A 21,544-nucleotide genomic window follows, 5' to 3' on the forward strand; every position below is an offset into this window, starting at 1 on the left:
TCGTATGAATACAACGTATTCGAGCTTTACCTCCCTAGCGACCTTGTTCGTCGCAGAGAGGCCTGAGCAATCCCCTGTCTCTTACGATCGCGACACAGTTATCACTTGGGGTGATTTCCAGCAGCACGTCGCAACGCTTGCTCAGCAGTTAGAAACCCAACCAACGCAAAACATTGCGTTGTGTTTTGGCAACAGCTACCTGTTTGCCGTTGGCTTTTTCGCTTGTTGTTATGCAGGAAAATCCATTGTATTACCTGGTAATTACCAACCAGAAGCACTCAAAGAGCTCAGTGATCACTACGATTTGTTGCTGCATGATGCCGATGTCTCGGTTCCAGAACTGTTGAGCTCGCTTTTGATCGAAGCTCAATCATTGCTAGAAATCACTGTGATTAACGAGCCAAAAGCCAAACAACCTTATGTTTGGCGTGAATTGAATCTGGCACAAATACCAGTGACGCTATTCACTTCTGGTTCAAGCGGCAAACCAAAAGCCATTGCAAAAACGCTGAAACAGCTCGATATCGAAGTGTCTATTCTAGACAACCTATGGGGCGACACGGTTGCCAACACACGCGTTGAAAGCACCGTCTCTCATCAACACATTTACGGCTTGCTGTTTCGCGTATTGTGGCCTTTGTGCTCTGCACGTCCATTTTCAGCACACAACCTCGAGTTCCCTGAGCAAATTGTCCATCACGCCGATGCTGACACCACGCTAGTAAGCAGCCCTGCGTTACTAAAACGACTCAGTGAAGAGCACAATCCGGTTGCGATTCGGTGCGTATTTTCTTCTGGTGGCCCCTTGCCAAACCAAGCGGCGCAGCACAGCCAGCAGTTGTTTGGGTCACTTCCTATTGAAGTTTTTGGCAGCACAGAAACCGGCGGCATCGCTCACCGTCAGCAGCACGTAGCTAGCACTCCCTGGACGTTATTCCCTGGCATTGAAGCAAAGCTTAACCATGAAAATTGTTTAAAGCTCCGCTCGCCACACATTGATGAAAACACTTGGTACCAAACTGCGGATGAATGCTATTTCCATGATAGTATTTCTTTTGAATTGCGTGGACGCACTGACCGAATCGTCAAAGTCGAAGAAAAGCGTATTTCCCTTGTCGAAGTGGAAAAACGTTTAGAGCAATTGCCGTGGATTCAAGAAAGCGTGGTGATCCCAATGGAAGAATCTGGTCGCCTCACGTTAGTCTCAATCATCGTACTTAACGATCAAGGCAGCGATGTGCTTAATGAACTTGGTAAAGGCAAATTTTGGCTTGAGCTTCGCAAGGCACTGCGCAATTGGCTAGAACCGATCGCTATCCCGAGAAAATTCCGAGTGGTCGACGAAATTCCATTGAACAGCCAAGGCAAACGCCAAGTTGCTGAAATTGAAAAACTATTCCAATAAAGCTAGTAACATGGATAAAAGAAAACCAACTATTCAGAATATTGAAGTGAGTGACCATACCGCGGAGCTGTCGCTGCGAGTGCATGCTGACATCTTAGATTTCCAAGGTCATTTCAATCACTTCCCTCTTTTACCCGGCGTCACTCAAATTGATTGGGCGCTGTTCTACGCCGTTCAACATTTGAATACTCCCAAGGTATTTAAAGGAATGGAAGTCATCAAATTTCAAGAGCCGATTCTGCCAAACGCCGACGTTTGCCTCTCACTCTCTTGGGACAATGAGCGCGAGAAATTGACCTTTAAGTACACATCGACAAACGGTGAAACCTTGGTGACTCACTCGTCAGGAAAAATGAAACTGGGTGAGTCACGTGAGTGATTATCGCCCCTGCTTTTTGATTCCTTGCTACAACCACGGCAGCACAATTGCAGACGTGGTTGCGTCGTTATCCTCTTTCGCTTTGCCAGTGCTGGTCGTGGACGACGGCAGTAATGAAGACACCAAACAAGCGCTTTCTGCTTTGAGTGAACAAGGGCTGATAAAACTGATTAGTTTGAGTGAAAACCAAGGCAAAGGTGGCGCGGTGATGGCAGGCCTACATCAAGCTCACCAGCTTGGTTTTACGCACGCCATTCAAATCGACGCAGACGGTCAACACGACCTAGAAGCATTGCCGAAATTGCTCAGCGCCAGCGAAACAAAACCAGATAACCTGATTTCGGGCCAACCGATATACGACGAGAGCGTACCCAAATCCCGTTTGTATGGTCGCTACGCTACACACGTTTGGGTGTGGATAGAAACCTTGTCACTGTCTATCAAAGACAGCATGTGCGGTTTTCGCGCCTACCCAGTGGCGAAAACGGTCGCCGTGTTGAACAAGTACAGCATCGGCAAACGCATGGATTTTGATATCGAAATTCTAGTGCGAATGTATTGGGAAGGCGTCGACATTGATTTTGTTCCAACGCGCGTGATCTACCCTGAAGGTGGCATTTCCCACTTCGACGCATTGTGGGACAACGTCAAGATAAGCTGGATGCACACTCGCCTATTTTTTGGCATGTTGCCGCGCATTCCTTCGCTACTCGCCAGAAAGCGCCGTCATACAGACGACAGCAATGCCCACTGGTCGAAACGAAAAGAACAAGGCACGATTTTAGGCATCAAAACCTTACTCGCGGTTTACCGCTTGTTCGGCAGAAAAGCGTTCGACCTGATTTTGAAGTTAGTCATGCGCTACTACCACTTCACGGGTAAATCTGCCCGCGAAGCGTCTGAGATTTACCTGCAAAACTTGCAGTACTACGCAGCGCAGCAGAACATCGCACTACCAAAACAGTTGGACAGCTATCATCATCTGCTTTCTTTTGGGCGTACCATGCTCGACAAACTGGCAGCATGGCAAGGTGACTTTAACGTCGATAACCTAACCATTCACGGCCAGCATCATTTCGAAGAGATGGCGCAGAAAAAACAAGGCGTGCTCATTTTAGGCTCGCACCTTGGCAATATCGAACTCTGCCGCGCGCTTGGTCGTCGACACTCTCATGTCAAAATCAATGCCTTGGTATTTACCCAACACGCTGAACAATTTAATGCGGTAATGAAGGCGGTAAACCCAAACTCGGAACTGAATCTGATTCAAGTCAGCTCAATGGGACCAGACACCGCGATTCTGCTTCAACAAAAAATCGAGCAAGGCGAATGGGTAGTGATCGTTGGCGATCGCACTTCCACCAGCAAAGAAAATCGTGTCGTTTGGGCCGATTTTCTTGGTAAACCTGCACCATTCCCGCAAGGCCCATTCATGCTGGCCTCGGTATTAAAAGCGCCGGTTTACCTACTCTTCGGCCTACGCGACGACGAAGCAAACACTCCGCATTTTAATGTGTACTTTGAACACTTTAGTGACCAAATCACGCTACCGCGCAAAGAGCGTCAGCAGGCACTAGAACACGTTGTTCAACAGTACGCACACAGATTAGAACACCACACACTGCAAGCGCCGTTACAGTGGTACAACTTTTTTAACTTCTGGACTTTAAGTAATCAGCCACATGACAAACAACAATAATCACAACATCACTTTTGGTGCCCAATCTTTAACCATCGAAGATGTCGTTGCCATTGCTCAAGGTGCAAAGGCAAGCATGAACACCTCGCCAAAATTTACCGCGAAGATCGATCGTGGCGTGGCGTTTCTGGAACGATTACTGAAAGAAGAAGGCGTTATTTACGGCGTGACCACGGGTTACGGCGATTCATGCACTGTGGCGATTCCACCCGCTCTTGTGGATGAACTTCCGTTGCACCTTACGCGCTTCCATGGCTGTGGCTTAGGTCAAATCCTTTCTCATGAGCAAGCTCGCGCGGTGTTGGCGACACGTTTATGTTCATTGTCGCAAGGCGTATCTGGCGTGTCTCACGATCTGTTGAACCAAATCGTTACGCTTATCAATCACGACATTGCGCCGCGTATTCCACAAGAGGGCTCGGTGGGCGCAAGCGGCGATTTAACGCCTCTGTCTTACCTAGCGGCGACCTTAATTGGCGAGCGTGAAGTGCTTTACAAAGGCGATGTGCGACCAACACAAGAAGTGTTTGCAGAGCTGGGCATTGAGCCAATTCGCCTAAAACCAAAAGAAGGTTTGGCGTTAATGAACGGTACATCCGTGATGACTGCCCTCGCCTGTATTGCCTACAAACGCGCAGAATACCTAGCGCAGCTTTGCACCAAGATTACCGCGATGGTTTCTGTGGGTATGCAAGGTAATGACTTCCACTTTGATGAAGCGTTGTTTGCGGTAAAACCTCACCCTGGTCAACAGCAAGTTGCGGCTTGGCTGCGTGATGATCTCAATGCTGAACGTCCGCCACGCAATAGCGACCGACTGCAAGATCGCTACTCGCTGCGTTGCGCGCCACACGTAATTGGCATGGTGCAAGACTCACTGCCTTGGCTACGTCAATTGATCGAGAATGAACTAAATAGTGCCAACGACAATCCAATTATCGATGGCGACAACGAGCGCGTTCTCCACGGCGGTCACTTCTACGGTGGTCATATCGCAATGGCGATGGATACGTTGAAAGTGAACATTGCCAACTTGGCTGATTTGCTGGACCGTCAGATGGCGCAACTGATGGATTACAAGTTCAATAACGGCCTGCCGTTTAACTTAACCGGTGCAGAAGGCGAGCGTAAACCGATCAACCACGGCTTTAAAGCGGTTCAGATTGGTATCTCAGCTTGGACGGCAGAAGCGTTGAAAAACACCATGCCAGCGAGCGTTTTTTCTCGCTCAACCGAATGTCACAACCAAGACAAAGTGAGTATGGGCACCATTGCGGCTCGCGATTGCTTACGCGTACTTGAGTTAACAGAGCAAGTTGCTGCGGCTTCACTGCTGGCAAGCGTTCAAGCGGTTGAGATTCGTCGCCGTCATAACGAATTGGACGAACACCACATGAGTCAGAGTTTGCGAGTAATTCGTGACGCCGTGCTGAGCGAGTTTGAATTTGTGATTGAAGATCGCCCATTGGAACAAGATTTGCGTCATTTCATTGAACGCATTCAGCAACGTCATTGGCCACTCTACGCGGAGGTATAATGCAAGAGCAGGTTCTCTACCCATTAGAAGCGGAGGTGACAATGGTCACCTCATTCCAAGATGCTGACCCGATGGGCGTGATATATCACGGCAACTTCTTTCGGTATTTTGAAGAAGCGCGTCGTGTGCTGATGGAGAAGATCCAATACAGCTATCGCGATATGCAAGACTCTGGGTACATGTGGCCGATCATCGACACGCGCGTTAAATACGTGAAGGCGATTCCGTTTAATCACACCATTCGTATTACCGCGCAACTCACGGAGTGGGAAAACCGCTTACGTGTGGATTACGTGATTTACGACGCCGAAACGAATCAACGTATGTGCAAAGCGCATACAACGCAAGTCGCCGTATCCATTGAAAAGCAAGAGATGTGCTTTGTTTCTCCAGCAGTCTTTTTAGATAAAGTAGAGCGATGGCACAACCATGGGAGCCTGAACTAATGCAAAAGTGGTTACTCTCTTTTTTGCTAATATTTTCTGTTTCAGCACTGGCAACACCGACAGTAAATGTAACGGATTTGGCATCGCTTCAACAGCAGTTGTCTCAGCATGAAATCGTACGCGGAGATTTTACGCAGCAGCGTCATCTGGAAATGTTCACTCAACCTCTAACCTCTAAAGGTCAGTTCACACTGAGCAAAACACATGGCTTGTTGTGGCAACAAACAGAACCTTTCGCAGTCAATTTGGTATTGACGGAAAACAAACTTCGTCAGACTTTTGCCGACCAAGCTCCGAAAACGATTTCTGCAGAAGAAAACCCAATGGCGTTCTACTTTAGCCATGTGTTTTTATCCGTGTTCCACGGGGATACTTCTGCACTGCAAGAACAATTCACACTCGATTTTTCAGTTGAGAACAATCAATGGCAGCTCGTTTTAGTGCCAAAACAGTCGCCATTAAATGCGGTGTTTCAATCCATCACTCTTTCCGGTAAAACGCACATTGATCGCCTAACCCTACAAGAGCTGCGTGGCGATAAGACCGAAATCACGTTTACGAACCAGACCTCTCTACCTCAGGAACTCACGGATGCCGAAGACGCTCAATTCCGTTTCTAAACTCAGTCTCAGCACTCACACCTTTGCTCTGGTTTGGCTCAATCTCGTTGTTTTAGCGGGCGCGTTGCTACTCAAACAATGGGTTTGGAGTGCAGAATCTCCGATTGAGACCAACATTTTAAAACTGCTGCCGAAGAACCAACAAAACCCGGTGGCTGAGCAAGCCTTTGAGTCGGTCTCGGCAAGTATGAGCGACAAAGTCATTTTCGTGATCACAGCGCCGGACAAAAATGCCCTTTTTGCAGCGGCCGCTGAATTTGATAAGGGGTTACGCCAAAGTAATCATTTTCGCGATGTGGTGGGGAAAATCTCACCTCAAGAACAGCAAGCTTGGGCGAGTTACTACTTTAAGCACCGCTTCCAATTGCTGACGCCTGAACAACGAGAGCGTTTAAGCCAAAATCCAGAACAGCAAGTGCAGCATGTGATTCAGTCGCTGTACAACCCGTTTTCTGGAGTGACCGGGCAAGAGTTACAAAATGACCCTTTCTTGCTATTTCGTGATTATTTAAGTCAAGTTACCCAGCAATCGTCCTCTTTCCGGTTGGATAACGGCTATCTATCCGTCGAAAAAGACAGTGCTCAATACTTGCTTATTACTGCCGAACTAAAAGACTCGCCTTATAGCCTAACGGGGCAGCTTGCAGTCCCTGATATTAAAGCGCTAGAACAAAGCGTCGCGCAGAAATATGGTGCTGAAGTCGCACATACTGGCGTTCTATTTTACGCCGACTTTGGTACGCAAAGTGCCAAATCGGAGATCAGTACCATCGGTGTGTTCTCTCTGCTCGGTATCATTGCATTGTTCGTGTTGGTCTTTCGTAGTGTGATGCCACTGTCTCTGGCGCTGCTTTCCATCACCATTGGTTTGCTCGTTGCGTTGTCCGTTACGACGTGGATTTTTGGAAAAGTCCATCTGTTCAGCTTAGTGTTTGGCGCAAGTTTAATCGGCGTGTCTATCGACTACGCATTCCACTACCTAACCGAACGCCTTGCGGCGGGAAATGAATGGGATAGCGAGCAAGGGTTAAAGCATATTTTCATAGCTATCACACTTGGCTTAATCACCAGTTTGATCGGCTATTTGGGCATGTTAGTAGCACCGTTTCCTGGTTTGCAGCAGCTTGCGCTGTTTTCATCCATTGGTCTGATTGCCGCTTACATCACCGTGGTGGCTTGGTATCCGATACTGGCTCGTAACCCATCGCGATCCATTTCGAACTTACCAGGACAATCATTGTTGGTGAAATGGCTAACGCTTTGGAATCAACCTCGAATTAAAGTCGGATTGCCGATGTTATGTGTGGTTGTGAGTGGCTTTTTCTTGCTGCAATTGAACTACGATGACGACATTCGTCTGCTGCAAACGATGCCGAACGATCTCAAGCAGCAAGAAACCTTGATTACGACGCTCAGTGGCATGCAATCTTCGCAGCAAATGTTGGTCGTTACCGCCGACGATGACGAAAACCTAATGAAAAAGCTGGAGTCTTTGACGCCAACATTAGAAGCGTGGAAAGCGGACAGCACCATCGAAAGCTACCAGAGTCTGAGTCGCTACTTGAGCTCGGTGGAGCGTCAGCAACAAGACTATCAATTGATTCGCGATCTTTACGCGACACAATCCAGCCCACTAGCTTCCGGACTGAGCTTAAGTAAAAAGCCTAAAATGGACGCCGACTTTATCCCTGTCACGGTTGATCAGTACTTGCAAAACCCAGTATCAGCGCCTGTGCGTTTTCTCCATTTGGGTAAGATCAAAGGAAAATCTGCAACGGTAGTGGTGTTAAACCAATTGCAAGACTCCGCCGTTGTTAAGGCATTTGCCAAATCGCAGTCTGATGTTGTTTACCTAAACAAAGCAGAAGAAATTTCCGCCCTATTTGGTGAATACCGAATCAAAATCATGGAGCTGTTGGCAGCCGCCAGTACTGTGATCTTTCTGGTGTTAATCAAGCGGTACGGTCTGCAACACAGTTGGCGAGTTTTACTGCCATCATTGATTGCTTGCGCCTGCGGTCTGGCAACGGCTGTCGCGATGGGAACAACATTAAACCTGTTCAACTTGCTTGGCTTGGTGCTCATTCTTGGTATAGGGATCGATTACACTCTGTTCTTTGCCGAGAAAGCCCGCAGTGTGAGCACACTATTGGCGATCACCCTTTCGGCAATCACCACAGTGTTGTCATTTGGGTTGCTGTCACTCAGCCAAACTCACGCAATTCACAGTTTCGGCATTACGGTGTTAAGTGGTATTTTTGTCGCTTGGCTGCTCTCTCCGATTGCAATTAAAACAGAGGAAACGACGTCATGATTTTCAATCACGCCTTTCGCTACGCGACGTTCATCACACTGAGCCTGTTTTTAAGTGCATGCAGCTTGGTCCCTCACCAATCGACGCCTCAGGTCGACATTGACGAGCACACCCAAGTTAGCTTACCCACTCCCGCAAGCTTGGGCTATCAGTTGTCTGCCAGTCAGTTAATTACGGCTTCTTGGGCAATAGATGGTAAAACCACATCTGAGCAACTTCCGGTACAACTGCAAGTAACCAACAACGAAGTGGTGCTGGCAGGCTTCTCATCCTGGGGGACAAGAGTACTCTCACTGTCTTACGATGGAAAACAAATTCAAACCGAAGTGCTCAACGGTTTACAAGGTTCGCTACCGCAGCCAGAACAGGTATTATTTAACCTGATGATCACGCTCTGGCCGAGTTCCGCTTGGGAAGGATCGTTAAATGAGGTAAGGTGGCGAATTATTGATAAAAATAATTCTCGCGTCATCTTTGATAGCGACGGTGAAAAGATCATTGAGATTCAATACGGCTCTTCTAACAAGTTAGAGGGTAAGATTGATTTTCATCACCTCAAACATCAGTTTTCAATTTCTATTCAAACACTGCAACATCAGATTAATTAAGAACAATTTAGAATAACAATATGCCTATTCGCTCTTCTCAACCTTTGTATATTCAGGCCTGTGGCTTTCACTCTGCCATGGGACAAGATGACGCCATCATCCACCAGTGTTTATCAGGAGCGAAACCATCCAACATGGTGGTTGACCAAGATATTTTAAATTCAGGCCGCCAAACAGTAATCGGTCGAATTGCACAGACGTTACCGCAATTACCGACCGCACTCAGCCAGTTTGATACGAGAAACAACCGCCTCGCACTTTCGGCTTTGCAGCAAATCGAAAGCGACGTGCGTGACGCCATGGCTAAATATGGTCGTGACCGTATCGCAGTCGTGATCGGCACCAGCACGTCTGGCATTTCAGATGGCGAAATCGCATTTGGCGAAAAGCTGGCAAATGGTGAGTTTCCCGCCGACTACCATTACACCAAACAAGAACTTGGCAACTGCAGCGATTTTATTGCCGCCTACTTTGATTTGAGCGGCCCACATTACTCAGTTTCCACCGCTTGCTCTTCTAGTGGTCGCGTCTTTTTAACCGCGCAACGCCTGATTCGCTCTGGCATTGTTGATGCGGTCATTGTAGGTGGTGTGGATACCATTTGTCGCCTAACGCTAAACGGCTTTAACGGTTTAGAAGCTCTATCCGATACCCTTTGTAAGCCGTTTGACCAGCATCGCAACGGCATCAATATCGGCGAAGCCGCAGCATTAATGTTGCTAAGCAAAACACCTGCGCCCGTTGCTCTTCTCGGAGCTGGCGATAGCTCAGACGCGCACCACATTTCCGCACCACACCCAGAAGGGTTAGGCGCAGAAGAAGCGATGAAAAAAGCGTTGGCCAATGCAGGACTTGCAGCGCAAGACATTGGTTACATCAACGCGCATGGCACAGCAACGCCGTTAAACGATGCGATGGAAAGCAAAGCCATTCATCGCTGCTTTGGAGACTCCGTTCCCGTAAGCTCGACAAAGCCACTCACCGGACACACATTAGGCGCAGCAAGTGCAACGGAAGCCGCGATCGCTTGGCATATTCTCAAGTACAACCTTGATTTGCCAATACAACACTGCGAAACCAAAGCAGACGATATCCATATATCGTTAGTTGAGACGCCAACCAAACTGGGTAACAAAGCGATTCTCAGCAACTCTTTTGCTTTTGGTGGCAATAATATTAGTCTTATTTTTGGTTACGCTCATGACTAAACTTCCTCCCATCGAACAACTTTTGCCACACGACAAACCAATGATCTTGGTCGATCGTGCCTTGGATGTTCAACAAGATACGATTCACTGCCAGGTTGATATCGCAGAACACAACCCGTTCTTCGACTTGGCCTCTCAAACCGTGCCAGCTTACGTTGGCATTGAGTTTATGGCGCAATCTGTCGCGGCGTGGTCTGGTTACCACGCATTAATGAAAGAACAAGCGCCACCGATTGGCTTTTTACTTGGTAGCCGTCGATACACGTCTGAATGCGATGCGTTTTCTCGCGGACAGGTGCTCGATGTGTATGCTGAAAAAGTTATGGAAGATAACGGTATGGCGGTTTTTTCAGCCCATATTGAGCTACAAGGAACTGTTGTAGCGACTTGCCAATTGAACGTTTACGTTCCATCAGAAGAAAAATTACAAGAAATGAAAATCAGGAGTCAACAATGACCCGACAAGTCCTCGTTACAGGTGCCAGCAAAGGCATCGGTAAAGCCATTGCCGTTCAATTGGCCAAAGATGGTTTCCAAGTCATTGTCCATTACATGGGCGATCAACAAGGCGCGAAAGACGCCCTAGACACCATCGAACAGCATGGTGGTAGCGGTCGTCTTATCCAATTCGACATTAGTGACCGTGCAGATTGTCGAGAGAAGCTAGAAGCCGATATCGCCGAACACGGCGCTTACTATGGCGTCGTGAACAATGCTGGCATCACAAAAGATACCGCTTTCCCTGCGATGACCGAAGAAGAATGGGATGGTGTGATTCATACCAACCTAGATAGCTTCTACAACGTTCTTCACCCTTGTGTTATGCCAATGGTGCAAAAGCGCAAAGGCGGCCGAATTGTTACGCTTGCATCAGTCTCTGGCCTAATGGGGAATCGTGGTCAAACTAACTACAGCGCAGCGAAAGCGGGCGTAATTGGTGCAACAAAATCACTCGCACTTGAACTGGCAAAACGCAAAATCACCGTCAACTGCGTTGCTCCAGGGCTTATCGACACAGGCATGGTAGATGAACACGTAAAAGAACACGCGATGCCGCAAATTCCTTTGCGCCGCATGGGAGAGCCACAAGAAGTTGCTGGTTTAGTCAGTTACCTTATGTCTGACATCGCAGGCTATGTAACTCGCCAAGTCATTTCGGTAAACGGAGGCCTAGTATGAGCCGTCGAGTTGTTGTAACCGGAATGTCGGGTGTGACTGCGTTTGGTAACGATTGGCAGTCTGTCGAACCAAAACTGCGTGACTGCCAGAACGCGACGCAATACATGCCTTCTTACGAACAGTATGATGGCTTGAACACCAAGCTCGCGGCACCCATTTTAGATTTTGATCTGCCAAAGCACTACAAGCGCAAACAAGTACGTGGCATGGGGCGTGTTTCCAAATTAGCGACCGTCGCAACAGAAAACGCACTAAGCCAAGCAGGTTTGATTGGTAACGACGTGCTAACCAACGGTCAAACGGGTATCGCATACGGCTCATCAACAGGCAGTACCGACGCAATCGGCGCATTTGGTGTCATGCTGAATGAGAAAACCACGAAAGCGATCACCGCAACGACTTACGTGCAAATGATGCCGCATACCACGGCAGTGAACGTTGGTCTATTTTTCGGTTTGAAAGGCCGAGTGATCCCAACCAGCAGTGCATGTACCTCTGGCAGCCAAGCAATCGGCTACGCCTACGAAGCGATCAAACACGGCTACCAAACAGTAATGGTTGCTGGTGGCGCTGAAGAATTGTGCCCAACGGAATCCGCTGTCTTCGATACCCTTTTTGCCACCAGTCTGAAGAATGAAGACCCGAAAAGCACACCAAGACCTTATGACTCCGATCGCGATGGTTTGGTGATTGGTGAAGGTGCGGGAACACTGGTTCTGGAAGAGTACGAACACGCCGTCGCTCGTGGCGCGAAAATCTATGCAGAAATCATCGGTTTTGCCAGCAACTGTGATGCCGCACACGTCACTCAACCACAGATGGAAACCATGCAAATCTGTATGGAAATGGCTTTGCAAAACGCGGGCATTCCTGCGGAGAAGATCGACTATGTATCTGCTCACGGCACTGCCACCGACCGCGGTGATATTGCAGAAAGCAACGCAACAGCGAATGCTCTGGGCAAAGTGCCAATCAGTTCACTCAAGAGCTACTTTGGCCACACACTAGGCGCGTGTGGCGCAATTGAAGCGTGGCTAGGTTTAGAAATGATGCACACAGGTTGGTTCAACCCAACACTCAACCTAGAAAACCTCGACGAGCAATGTGGCAATTTAGACTACATCGCCGGACAAGGCCGAGAACTGGACGTGAAATATTTGATGAGTAACAACTTCGCCTTTGGCGGCATCAACACCTCCATCATCTTTAAAAAGATGTAATGCCCTTGGTAGATGCAAAAGCGCTGGTTAACCAGCGCTTTTTTGTTGGTTGCCTATCAGGTTCATATATCACGCTGTAACGGCAAACAAGACATTACCATTCCGCGATACAAAGGCGACTTTTAACACCACGAATTTGTAAACCCATCGCTTCAAAGACATGCTCAAAATCTTGGCAAGATACAGGTACATTAGGCAACGACAATGAAGCCTCAGTGAAAAATGTCCGACTCAAAGTATCCGTCTCTCCCCACGCTAACTGCCACCAATCCAAAATTCGCGACTTGGATGCGTTTAATCGATAGCTAGCAGGAATACGATCACGCTTCTTTAGGTTTTCAACCTTAGATGTTGGTAGTAAGTTCCACTTATCATTGTTGGGCCAATAAGCAAAAGGCAAACAGTGATCAACGTGATACTCATTTCGTAATTTGCTTCCACTCCATACACTGACAATGTCGTAATGGCTGAGCTTCAACTGTTCAATTCTCTTTCGCACGACTCGCGTATCATGGTCTTTATCAATCCAGACCAAACAATCGTGATACGTTTGCAGTGGAATACTCCGCTCTTGATTAGACCGAAATCGTTGCATTTCCATAATCCACTGGTTGACCACCAGCGGCTCAATCCAAGAGTTATACAATCGAAAACAATCCCAAAGGCTTTCATCCAACACAAACAGCCCATAACTTTTGAGGAACTCGCTATCCACAACAATTGAACTTTTTGGCTTCTTAGCTGAACGAATCATTTCAAAGTAAGAGTTTGATTTATCGCCCTGATAGGTAAAGGCGACGGGGCCATCTTTTATGGTTTTTAAGCTATCTTTTATTGCTTTATCCAGCGCCACTGCGTCTTCGCCAAAAAATGTCGCGCCTATAGCAAGATCATCAGGACTTAAATGGGAAAGTCTGCCCCAACCATCGGGCTTTATAAAACCTAGCCCTTTAGACGAGTTCGAGCTTTGCTGGATGTTCTCTTTATCGATTAAACGCTTAAATTGACGAATCCAATATAAGCCAACTAATCCTAATGGGATGGCAACTTTACCTTCGCTGCGATCAACCACTGCACCAGAATGAGCATCTGCAATTCGTAGTAAAGTACGCAGTAGTGCGAGTTTATAGGTAGCCGATTTGGAATCATTGACGATAATGTGACGAACCTTATTCAAATCACCAGAACCATCATCAGGCAAAGACATCACTACCGTTTGCCAAGATACACCCGTTCGCTTTAACTGATCATCATCGAGAGATACGTTCCTCACCATTAAAGCGCTATTCTTTGCAAACTTTTCGAGCTCTTCAACCGATACCGGATAAGCTTTACGACCGTCAGAAAAGTCACCGTGACGAAGGCTAATCACCAATCGACCATTAGGCGCTAACAAATTTGCAAGTTTGCGAAATGCACGTTCACGGTGCGTAGGCGCAAGATGCATCCATACCGCACTGACAAGAATTAAATCGAAGCGAAAGCCAAGATTAATGGTTTTCTCAAGCTTAGGTAATGCATCTTCAAGCCAAGTAACGGAATCGCCACAGTAAGACTTACCAAGTCTTAGAAGTGCTTGAGCAGGCTCAATCGCAACAACTTCACCCCCATGTTCAGCCATCCATTTCGCGTCTCGACCAGAGCCCGCGCCAACATCTAACACGCGATCTCCAGCCTGGGGCCAGAAAACTCTCCAACTCGCGTGGACATCCTCAAACTGGAGCGATGTGTATTGCTTCGCGAAAGAGTCGGCGTGTTGGTCATAAAAATTAGAAGTGGCAGGCATAAAGACTAACGAAAGATAATTAATATGCGTCCATATTAATTGCTAGAAATTGCAATGGCTAGAATGCCATTCAAAAGTTGTAGATAGAGTGGTAATTACAGCCAAAAACCTAAAAACGACAAAGCCCCGACAACTCAAAGAGTTATCGGGGCTTTTGAATAAATGGCACGCCCTATTGGATTCGAACCAATGACCACATCCTTAGAAGGGACGTGCTCTATCCAGCTGAGCTAAGGGCGCGCTACAGGGACAGGATTATACGAGTTCAAACGGGTAAATCAACGGGTTTTCATAACATTCTGATCTGAATGCCTAAAAAAAGTCCATCAAAACGCTTAATGTTCAAAAACACCACAAAGCAAACGTTTGCGTATGGATGTTAATAAGAAATTCTGCGACAATGCGCCGCAGATAATTTGCCTTCTTAATTTATAAGGAAAGTCATGACTGCTCAAAATATAGACGGAACTCTCATTTCCCAAACTGTTCGATCCGAAGTGGCAGCACGTGTTAAAGCTCGTGTTGAAGCTGGGCTACGTGCCCCTGGTTTAGCAGTGGTTCTAGTTGGTGAAGATCCTGCTTCTCAGGTTTATGTCGGTAGCAAACGCCGCGCATGTGAAGAAGTTGGGTTTGTTTCTAAGTCTTTTGACCTTCCTGCGTCTAGCTCAGAAGAAGAGTTACTAGCGCTGATTGATGAATTAAACAACGATGATGAAATTGACGGCATTCTAGTGCAATTACCCCTTCCTGCGGGCATCGACACAACACATGTTTTAGAGCGCATTCACCCAGAGAAAGACGTGGATGGCTTCCACCCTTATAACGTTGGTCGTCTTGCGCAACGTATTCCAAAGCTTCGCTCTTGCACGCCAAAGGGCATCATTACCCTACTAGACCGTTACAACATAGAGCTTCGTGGCAAACATGCTGTTGTGGTCGGTGCATCAAACATTGTTGGTCGTCCTATGACACTTGAGCTGCTGCTTGCGGGCTGCACGACAACAACATGTCACCGTTTTACCAAAGACCTAGAGAGTCATGTGCGTCAAGCTGACGTTGTCGTGGTTGCGGTTGGTAAGCCAAACTTCATCCCTGGAGAGTGGATTAAGAAAGGTGCAGTGGTTATCGATGTCGGCATTAACCGTCTTGATTCAGGCAAGCTAGTTGGCGACGTGGAATACGATAAAGCACGTGAAAGTGCGAGCTTTATTACTCCTGTCCCTGGTGGTGTTGGCCCAATGACCGTCGCAAGCTTAATTGAGAACACGATGCTCGCTTGCGAGCAGTTCCACACAGACAAATAACGTAAACTTCAGATACGAAAAAGGCTCCGCAAGGAGCCTTTTTGCTAATTTTAGGTATCTCTTTCAGTTACAGACTTAAAATCACGCCCGCAATTGAAGCGCTCATTAAGTTCGCCATCACACCAGCGATAATCGCACGGAAACCATGCTTAGAAACAAATGCACGCTTTTCAGGTACCAATGAGCCCAGTCCGCCAATCAACATCGCCATACTTGAAATGTTTGCAAAACCACACAAAGCAAACGTCACGATTGCTTGTGAGTGTTCACTGAGTTGAGACTTCACTTCAGCAAGCTGGATGAAAGCAACGAACTCATTCACCACAATCTTATTACCAATCAGCGAGCCTGCTGTGGTTGCTTCTTGCCATGGTACACCTAATAACCAAGCGACAGGTGCGAATACATAACCTAGGATCAGCTCGAAGCTTAGTGGCGTCCCAACAAGGTCACCAATCCAACCTAGCATGCCGTTTAACATTGCAATGACACTGATGAACGCCAATAGCGTACCACCTACCGATACAGCAATGCGTACACCCGCCATTGCACCATCGGCTAATGCTTCTACTACGTTGGTTGCACGTGGAATTTCAACTTGGCTAATGTCGATATCTGCTGCTTTATCCGTATCTTCTGGCATTAAGATTTTTGCCATTAACAAGCCCGCAGGTGCCGACATAAATGCGGCAGCGATCAGGTAGTTAAGGTCAACGCCCAGTGACGCGTAACCGACCAACGTTCCACCAGCAACAGAAGCCAAACCACCTGTCATCACCGCAAAGAACTGCGAGTCGGTCATGTGCTTTAGGTATGGCTTTACCATCAATGGCGCTTCAATGGTGCCAACAAAGATATTCGCCGTAGCAGACAAAGACTCTGCACGACCGATACCCAGCAGCTTTTGAATACCACCGCCGATAAAGTTAATGATTTTTGGCATCACACCAATGTGATAAAGACCTGAGATAAGAGAGGAGAAGAAAACGATGATACCCAGAACATTGATCGCAAAGGTGAAGCCCCCTGTCGCCAAATTACCGAATAAAAACGCAATGCCCTCTTGACCATAGTTGATCAAATTCGACACTACGCTGCTCACTGAATTCAGCGCATCTCGTCCTGCTGGTACATATAAAACCAACAACGCAAACAGTACCTGCAAAGCAAACGCAAACGACACTGTTCTCAGCTTTATATTTTTTCTATTTGTAGAAAGTAGCCATGCTACGAATAGTATGGCTACGATACCAATAATTGAGTTCATAAAATGAATCCGACAGAAGGGGGATATGGAAGGCACCGGATTGTATAGCGGACTCAAAATGCTGCAAGTTGAGGATGTTAACAGTGTGAAAAGTTTAAGCGCCCAATAATTAACCTTAATTATAAGTCATTGAATTATAAGAATATAAACGTTTGCTTATTTTTATTGTTTCTATATAGAAAAGATGTTTCTAGTTCTGGAAAAATTTTTGTGAAGTGAATCACCTTATGTGTCGTTCAATAACGTCATTGATCCTGTTACTTAGGAATAGATATGTAAGGCGCTAGACGTTGATCCCAATGACACGGGTTACCGATCTTCTGTTTGATGAAGTTAATCACTGCGGATATTTTTTTGGGCATATGTTGGCGGCTTGGATACACCGCATAAAACGGCATCGACTGGCTGGCTTTCCAGTCCGGTAACAACTGTATTAACTTACCCGTTCTAAACTCATCACCCAGTAAGTAAGTGGCAAGGTAGGCAATGCCCCAACCTGCAATAGCGGCATCCCGAACGGCTTCTGCCAGATCCACTGAATAGTTGCCCGAAACTTTTACGTTCAACTCCTGCTGATCTTTAGTAAACGCCCACCCCGTATAGTCACGCTCCCAGCTTCTGTATATAAGACAGTTGTGAGAAGACAAGTCATCCGGCTCTGTTGGCGTATCATGCTTCAATAAGTAATCTGGTGACGCCGCTACAACAAACTGGCAATCCGTCAAACGCTGCGCAATGTAGCCTTCAGGCAAATGCTCGTTGTTAGTCACCCATAAATCGAGCCCTTCGGCTAACATATCGACTTTATAGTCAAACAAATGCACCTCCACTTGAAGTTGAGGATACAGTTCGCGCAACTCTTGAATTGCGGGGATTATGTGCAAGGTACCGAATGATTGCGACAAACCAAGACGCACTAAGCCTGCCACTTCATCCCGCTGGGTTTCCATCTCTAATGTGGCACTGCTCACCGCTTGTACTACTTGCTCACAGTGATGAAAAAAGGTTTTTCCTGCCTCAGTCGGCGTAAAGCTTCGCGTAGTGCGTTGAACAAGCTTGATACCAAGAGATGCTTCCAGCTGGCTCAACTGCTTACTCACATGAGACACCGACACGCCTAAGCTCTTTGCAGCCGCTGTGAAGCTTTTATGTTTAAGAAGAGCGGAGAAAATCACCATTTGTGCGGCACGTTCAGATAACACGCTTTACCTCGATTTGATTATAGGAAAAACAAAGGACTCCGAAGAGCCCTCATATTGAATACTGGATGCCAAGTGATTATTTTATAACAGCTCAGTATTTAATTCGGTCAGCCAAGTGACTCACGGCGAGTGCGAAGTAGTAAGAGCGGTTCCACTTCATCAGTACGTTGTAGTTATTGTAAACCAGATACGTACGACCATTCTCGTCGTCCGGCATGATCAACCATGCTTTGATGTCTTCATCCAGTTTTGGCAACGGGCTACCATCGTATTTTGTGATACCAAGTTTGCTCCACTCCTGAAGATATTTACCTTTTTCAGCCGTGCGCCCTTCTAAGCTGCGATCAATGCCTTTAGGGACTTTCACTTGGCGACCCCAAATGTATTTGTCATCCCAGCCGGACTTGCTCAAATAGTTAGCGGTTGATGCAAACACGTCGGCTTCAGATTGCCAAATGTCTTTTTTACCATCCCCGTTGCCGTCAGCGGCAAAACGAAGAAAAGAGCTTGGCATAAACTGACATTGCCCCATCGCACCAGCCCATGAACCCTTAAAGTTTTCCAGTTCAATATGGCCTTGATCGAGGATCTGCAATGCCGACATGGTCTCTTTACGGAAAAACTCTTCACGACGACCTTCAAATGCCATTGTAGACAACGCGTCAATCACTTTGAAGTTACCCGTAAATTTACCAAAGTTACTTTCTACACCCCACAGCGCCACGATAAAACGAGGCTGCACACCGTACTCATCGCCTATACGCTTTAGCTCGGTGTAATGCTCCTTATAGAGTTGTCTTGCTTGCTTCACCTTCCATTCGGGCACCGCGCGAGGAATGTATTCATCCAACGTCAGTTTCTTCTCTGGTTGGTTTCGGTCCGCTTTTACTGCTCGAGGCTTGTACTCAACATTCGCAAAAGCAGCACTAATGACCTGCTCTGAGATACCTTTATCACGCGCTTCAGCACGCAGCTTATTCAAGTATTCATCGAAACCCTCGCTACTTGCAAAAGCCGAGGTACACACACCAACGCTAAGCATGGTAGCCAGTATTTTTTTCATATTGCCCTCCTTGAGCAAGGCAGAAATCCCAGATGAAAAACGATGACGTTATTCGCCTTTCTGCTGGGCTTTTTGTTCTTTGTACTTTTCTAGTAGGTTCTCCGGCGGAGGCGGAACCTGCAAAAAGAAGCCATCATTTTGCAATGAAGCCTTCACTTTTTCGATATCAACTTGTGCCAATTTACGGCCATCAAGTTTAATCGTCATAACAGCGATAGGCTTACCGAACATCTGCATTAAGGTGTCAGGAACCTGTGAAAAATCATCCTTTTTCGGAATATAGAGATAAGTACCTTCTTTTTTCGAGCTTTTATAAATAGAACAAAGCATGACACGCCTTTTATGCTGATTTAGCCGCGTTGAGTGCGGATTAGGTTGAAAACGTCAAATTCTCGCAAACTTAATAGCAAATTTGAGATTAATTCACCTATTTGCCCACGAGAGAACTTGCTGCGTCAAAGGATGAAATATAACATGACAGACCTAGTTTAAGGCAACGCTCTTTCAATAAAGGCAAGAAGTCCACGATGACCCATTCACCAGACCTTAAAGGTAGCAGTTTTACATTGTCAGTTTTACACCTTTCTGACAATGAGATCGCAAAGACTGTCGAATTTTTGCAAGAAAAAGTTTCTCAAGCACCTTCTTTTTTTGCATCCGCGCCTTTGGTAATCAATATAGCAAAAGTACAAGGCGACATTGATTTCCCTAAGCTTAAACAAGGCATCTCAGATGCTGGTTTTATTCCGGTCGGTGTAACGGGCTGTAAAGACAAGCGTGTACAAAATCTTGCTTCCGAAGCTGGCTTCGCCATTATGTCGGCAAGCAAATCACCAAGCCAGGCGCCAGCCAAAATGGCACCAACGAAAGTAGTTCGCACGCCTGTTCGATCAGGACAACAGATCTACGCGAAAGATGGTGATTTGGTAGTGTTAGCGCACGTAAGTGCTGGTGCTGAAGTCATCGCTGACGGCTCTATTCATATCCATGGCACACTTCGAGGCCGTGCGATTGCAGGCGCAAGTGGTCAGCAGGAAGCGCGTATTATTTGCCACGATTTACAAGCAGAACTGGTATCCATTGCGGGTGACTACTGGTTAAGCGATCAAATTGAAAGCGAGTACTGGCAAAAGAAAGTAATGATCAGTAAAGCCGATGAGTCATTACATTTAGAAGTTCTCGCGATTTAATCTAAAAAGGAAAAAAAATGGCACGCATTATTGTAGTAACGTCTGGTAAAGGTGGCGTTGGTAAAACCACTTCAAGCGCAGCCATCGCCTCTGGTCTAGCTCTGAAGGGAAAAAAGACCGCGGTGATCGATTTTGATATCGGTTTGCGTAACCTCGACCTAATCATGGGCTGTGAGCGCCGTGTCGTGTATGACTTTGTAAACGTCATTAACGGCGAAGCGACATTAAACCAAGCGCTGATCAAAGATAAGCGCACGGACAACCTATTCATTCTTCCTGCTTCTCAAACTCGTGATAAAGACGCACTGACAAAAGATGGTGTTCAGCGCGTATTCGGCGAACTTGATGAAATGGGCTTTGATTTCATTATTTGTGATTCACCAGCAGGTATCGAACAAGGCGCATTGATGGCCTTGTACTACGCCGATGAAGCCATTGTCACAACGAATCCAGAAGTCTCTTCTGTGCGTGACTCTGACCGCATTCTCGGTATTTTAGATTCTAAGTCCCTGCGCGCAGAACAAGGGCTAGAGCCAGTAAAACAGCACCTGCTACTGACTCGCTACAACCCATCTCGCGTCACTCAAGGCGAAATGCTAAGCGTTGAGGACGTAGAGGAGATCTTACATATTCCACTACTGGGCGTGATTCCAGAAAGCCAAGCCGTGCTTAACGCGTCAAACAAAGGTGTACCGGTTACTTTTGACGATAACACCGATGCGGGCATGGCTTATTCTGACACCGTTGATCGCTTATTAGGCAATCAGGTTGAATTTCGTTTCCTTACTGAGGAGAAGAAAGGACTCTTTAAACGACTCTTTGGAGGCTAGACATGTCATTATTAGAATTTTTCCGCCCACAGAAGAAAACTTCTGCGAATCTAGCTAAAGAGCGTTTGCAAATCATTGTTGCTGAGCGCCGCAGCCAAAATGATCCTGCGCCTTCTTACTTGCCTCAATTGAAAGAGGACATCTTGAAGGTGATCAGTAAGTACGTGGCAATTGATCCAAATATGGTTGACTTAACATTTGAGCACAAAGACGACGATATCTCAGTTCTTGAGCTCAATGTGAAGCTACCAGACGACGAGAAGTAAACCACTTTTCCTCACGAGATT

Annotated in this window: 21 protein-coding genes and 1 tRNA gene; 16 read left to right on the top strand and 6 right to left on the bottom strand. The window is 46.8% G+C overall.

The annotated features are described in order from the left end of the window. The first annotated feature begins 4 nt into the window (after positions 1-4). From VEA_RS12595 to VEA_RS12650, 12 genes are read left to right on the top strand one after another with little or no spacing between them, the layout of a single operon-like run. Complete coding sequence (locus tag VEA_RS12595) at positions 5-1,405, top strand: AMP-binding protein (protein WP_012842029.1); 1,401 nt, start codon at positions 5-7, stop codon at positions 1,403-1,405. Between the two features lie 10 nt (positions 1,406-1,415). Continuing rightward, a complete protein-coding gene (locus tag VEA_RS12600) occupies positions 1,416-1,784 on the top strand; it encodes an ApeI family dehydratase (RefSeq protein WP_012842030.1) in 369 nt (122 codons plus the stop codon). Beyond that, positions 1,777-3,483: a glycosyltransferase family 2 protein gene (locus VEA_RS12605; RefSeq protein WP_012842031.1), complete on the top strand. Its 1,707-nt coding sequence runs from the start codon at positions 1,777-1,779 to the stop codon at positions 3,481-3,483. Before VEA_RS12600 ends, VEA_RS12605 begins: the two co-directional genes overlap by 8 nt. Further along, a complete protein-coding gene (locus tag VEA_RS12610) occupies positions 3,467-5,020 on the top strand; it encodes an HAL/PAL/TAL family ammonia-lyase (RefSeq protein WP_006742874.1) in 1,554 nt (517 codons plus the stop codon). Before VEA_RS12605 ends, VEA_RS12610 begins: the two co-directional genes overlap by 17 nt. Further along, a complete protein-coding gene (locus VEA_RS12615) occupies positions 5,020-5,466 on the top strand; it encodes an acyl-CoA thioesterase (protein WP_005460557.1) in 447 nt (148 codons plus the stop codon). Before VEA_RS12610 ends, VEA_RS12615 begins: the two co-directional genes overlap by 1 nt. Next, entirely contained in the window at positions 5,466-6,086 is a 621-nt protein-coding gene (locus VEA_RS12620) for a LolA family protein (RefSeq protein WP_012842032.1), read from the top strand. Before VEA_RS12615 ends, VEA_RS12620 begins: the two co-directional genes overlap by 1 nt. Continuing rightward, positions 6,058-8,400, top strand: a complete 2,343-nt coding sequence (locus tag VEA_RS12625; protein ID WP_006742876.1) for an MMPL family transporter — start codon at positions 6,058-6,060, stop codon at positions 8,398-8,400. Before VEA_RS12620 ends, VEA_RS12625 begins: the two co-directional genes overlap by 29 nt. Continuing rightward, a complete protein-coding gene (locus tag VEA_RS12630; protein WP_012842033.1) occupies positions 8,397-9,008 on the top strand; it encodes a DUF3261 domain-containing protein in 612 nt (203 codons plus the stop codon). The genes VEA_RS12625 and VEA_RS12630 overlap by 4 nt, the downstream gene beginning before the upstream one ends. 20 nt (positions 9,009-9,028) lie before the next feature. Continuing rightward, on the top strand, positions 9,029-10,216 hold the full coding sequence (locus VEA_RS12635) for a beta-ketoacyl-[acyl-carrier-protein] synthase family protein (protein ID WP_006742877.1): 1,188 nt from the start codon (positions 9,029-9,031) through the stop codon (positions 10,214-10,216). Continuing rightward, a complete protein-coding gene (locus tag VEA_RS12640) occupies positions 10,209-10,673 on the top strand; it encodes a hotdog family protein (RefSeq protein WP_012842034.1) in 465 nt (154 codons plus the stop codon). The genes VEA_RS12635 and VEA_RS12640 overlap by 8 nt, the downstream gene beginning before the upstream one ends. Further along, positions 10,670-11,395, top strand: a complete 726-nt coding sequence (fabG, locus tag VEA_RS12645) for a 3-oxoacyl-ACP reductase FabG (RefSeq protein ID WP_012842035.1) — start codon at positions 10,670-10,672, stop codon at positions 11,393-11,395. The genes VEA_RS12640 and fabG overlap by 4 nt, the downstream gene beginning before the upstream one ends. Continuing rightward, positions 11,392-12,615: a beta-ketoacyl-ACP synthase gene (locus VEA_RS12650; protein ID WP_006742879.1), complete on the top strand. Its 1,224-nt coding sequence runs from the start codon at positions 11,392-11,394 to the stop codon at positions 12,613-12,615. Before fabG ends, VEA_RS12650 begins: the two co-directional genes overlap by 4 nt. Before the next feature lie 94 nt (positions 12,616-12,709). Here the strand turns inward: VEA_RS12650 and VEA_RS12655 are convergent, their stop codons facing one another. Then, positions 12,710-14,401 carry a class I SAM-dependent methyltransferase gene (locus VEA_RS12655; protein WP_006742880.1) on the bottom strand — a complete coding sequence of 564 codons (1,692 nt, stop codon included), beginning with the start codon at positions 14,399-14,401 and terminating at the stop codon, positions 12,710-12,712. A gap of 163 nt (positions 14,402-14,564) precedes the next feature. Then, positions 14,565-14,641: transfer RNA gene (locus VEA_RS12660), tRNA-Arg, on the bottom strand. Positions 14,642-14,844: 203 nt separating this feature from the next. Here VEA_RS12660 and folD point away from each other — a divergent pair. Beyond that, entirely contained in the window at positions 14,845-15,705 is an 861-nt protein-coding gene (gene folD, locus VEA_RS12665) for a bifunctional methylenetetrahydrofolate dehydrogenase/methenyltetrahydrofolate cyclohydrolase FolD (RefSeq protein WP_005396027.1), read from the top strand. Between the two features lie 67 nt (positions 15,706-15,772). Here folD and VEA_RS12670 read toward each other — a convergent pair whose 3' ends face one another. From VEA_RS12670 to VEA_RS12685, 4 genes are all read right to left on the bottom strand, one after another. Continuing rightward, complete coding sequence (locus VEA_RS12670) at positions 15,773-16,972, bottom strand: NupC/NupG family nucleoside CNT transporter (protein ID WP_031780514.1); 1,200 nt, start codon at positions 16,970-16,972, stop codon at positions 15,773-15,775. Between the two features lie 257 nt (positions 16,973-17,229). After that, positions 17,230-18,174 carry a LysR family transcriptional regulator gene (locus VEA_RS12675; RefSeq protein ID WP_005396032.1) on the bottom strand — a complete coding sequence of 315 codons (945 nt, stop codon included), beginning with the start codon at positions 18,172-18,174 and terminating at the stop codon, positions 17,230-17,232. A gap of 91 nt (positions 18,175-18,265) precedes the next feature. Next, positions 18,266-19,237: a lytic murein transglycosylase gene (locus tag VEA_RS12680; RefSeq protein ID WP_006742883.1), complete on the bottom strand. Its 972-nt coding sequence runs from the start codon at positions 19,235-19,237 to the stop codon at positions 18,266-18,268. A gap of 48 nt (positions 19,238-19,285) precedes the next feature. Continuing rightward, positions 19,286-19,567 carry a YcgL domain-containing protein gene (locus VEA_RS12685; protein WP_005382303.1) on the bottom strand — a complete coding sequence of 94 codons (282 nt, stop codon included), beginning with the start codon at positions 19,565-19,567 and terminating at the stop codon, positions 19,286-19,288. A 197-nt stretch (positions 19,568-19,764) separates the two neighbouring features. Here VEA_RS12685 and minC point away from each other — a divergent pair, with 197 nt between their 5' ends. The 3 genes from minC to minE are packed head-to-tail and all read left to right on the top strand — an operon-like array spanning position 19,765 to position 21,523. Next, positions 19,765-20,427 (top strand): septum site-determining protein MinC, encoded by a 663-nt coding sequence (gene minC, locus VEA_RS12690; protein ID WP_005382304.1) that lies wholly within the window; start codon positions 19,765-19,767, stop codon positions 20,425-20,427. Between the two features lie 17 nt (positions 20,428-20,444). After that, a complete protein-coding gene (minD, locus tag VEA_RS12695) occupies positions 20,445-21,257 on the top strand; it encodes a septum site-determining protein MinD (RefSeq protein ID WP_005388331.1) in 813 nt (270 codons plus the stop codon). A gap of 2 nt (positions 21,258-21,259) precedes the next feature. Then, entirely contained in the window at positions 21,260-21,523 is a 264-nt protein-coding gene (gene minE / locus VEA_RS12700; RefSeq protein ID WP_005396037.1) for a cell division topological specificity factor MinE, read from the top strand. Positions 21,524-21,544 lie beyond the last annotated feature (21 nt).

The organism is Vibrio antiquarius (assembly GCF_000024825.1).
GTDB classification, from domain to species: Bacteria; Pseudomonadota; Gammaproteobacteria; order Enterobacterales; family Vibrionaceae; genus Vibrio; species Vibrio diabolicus.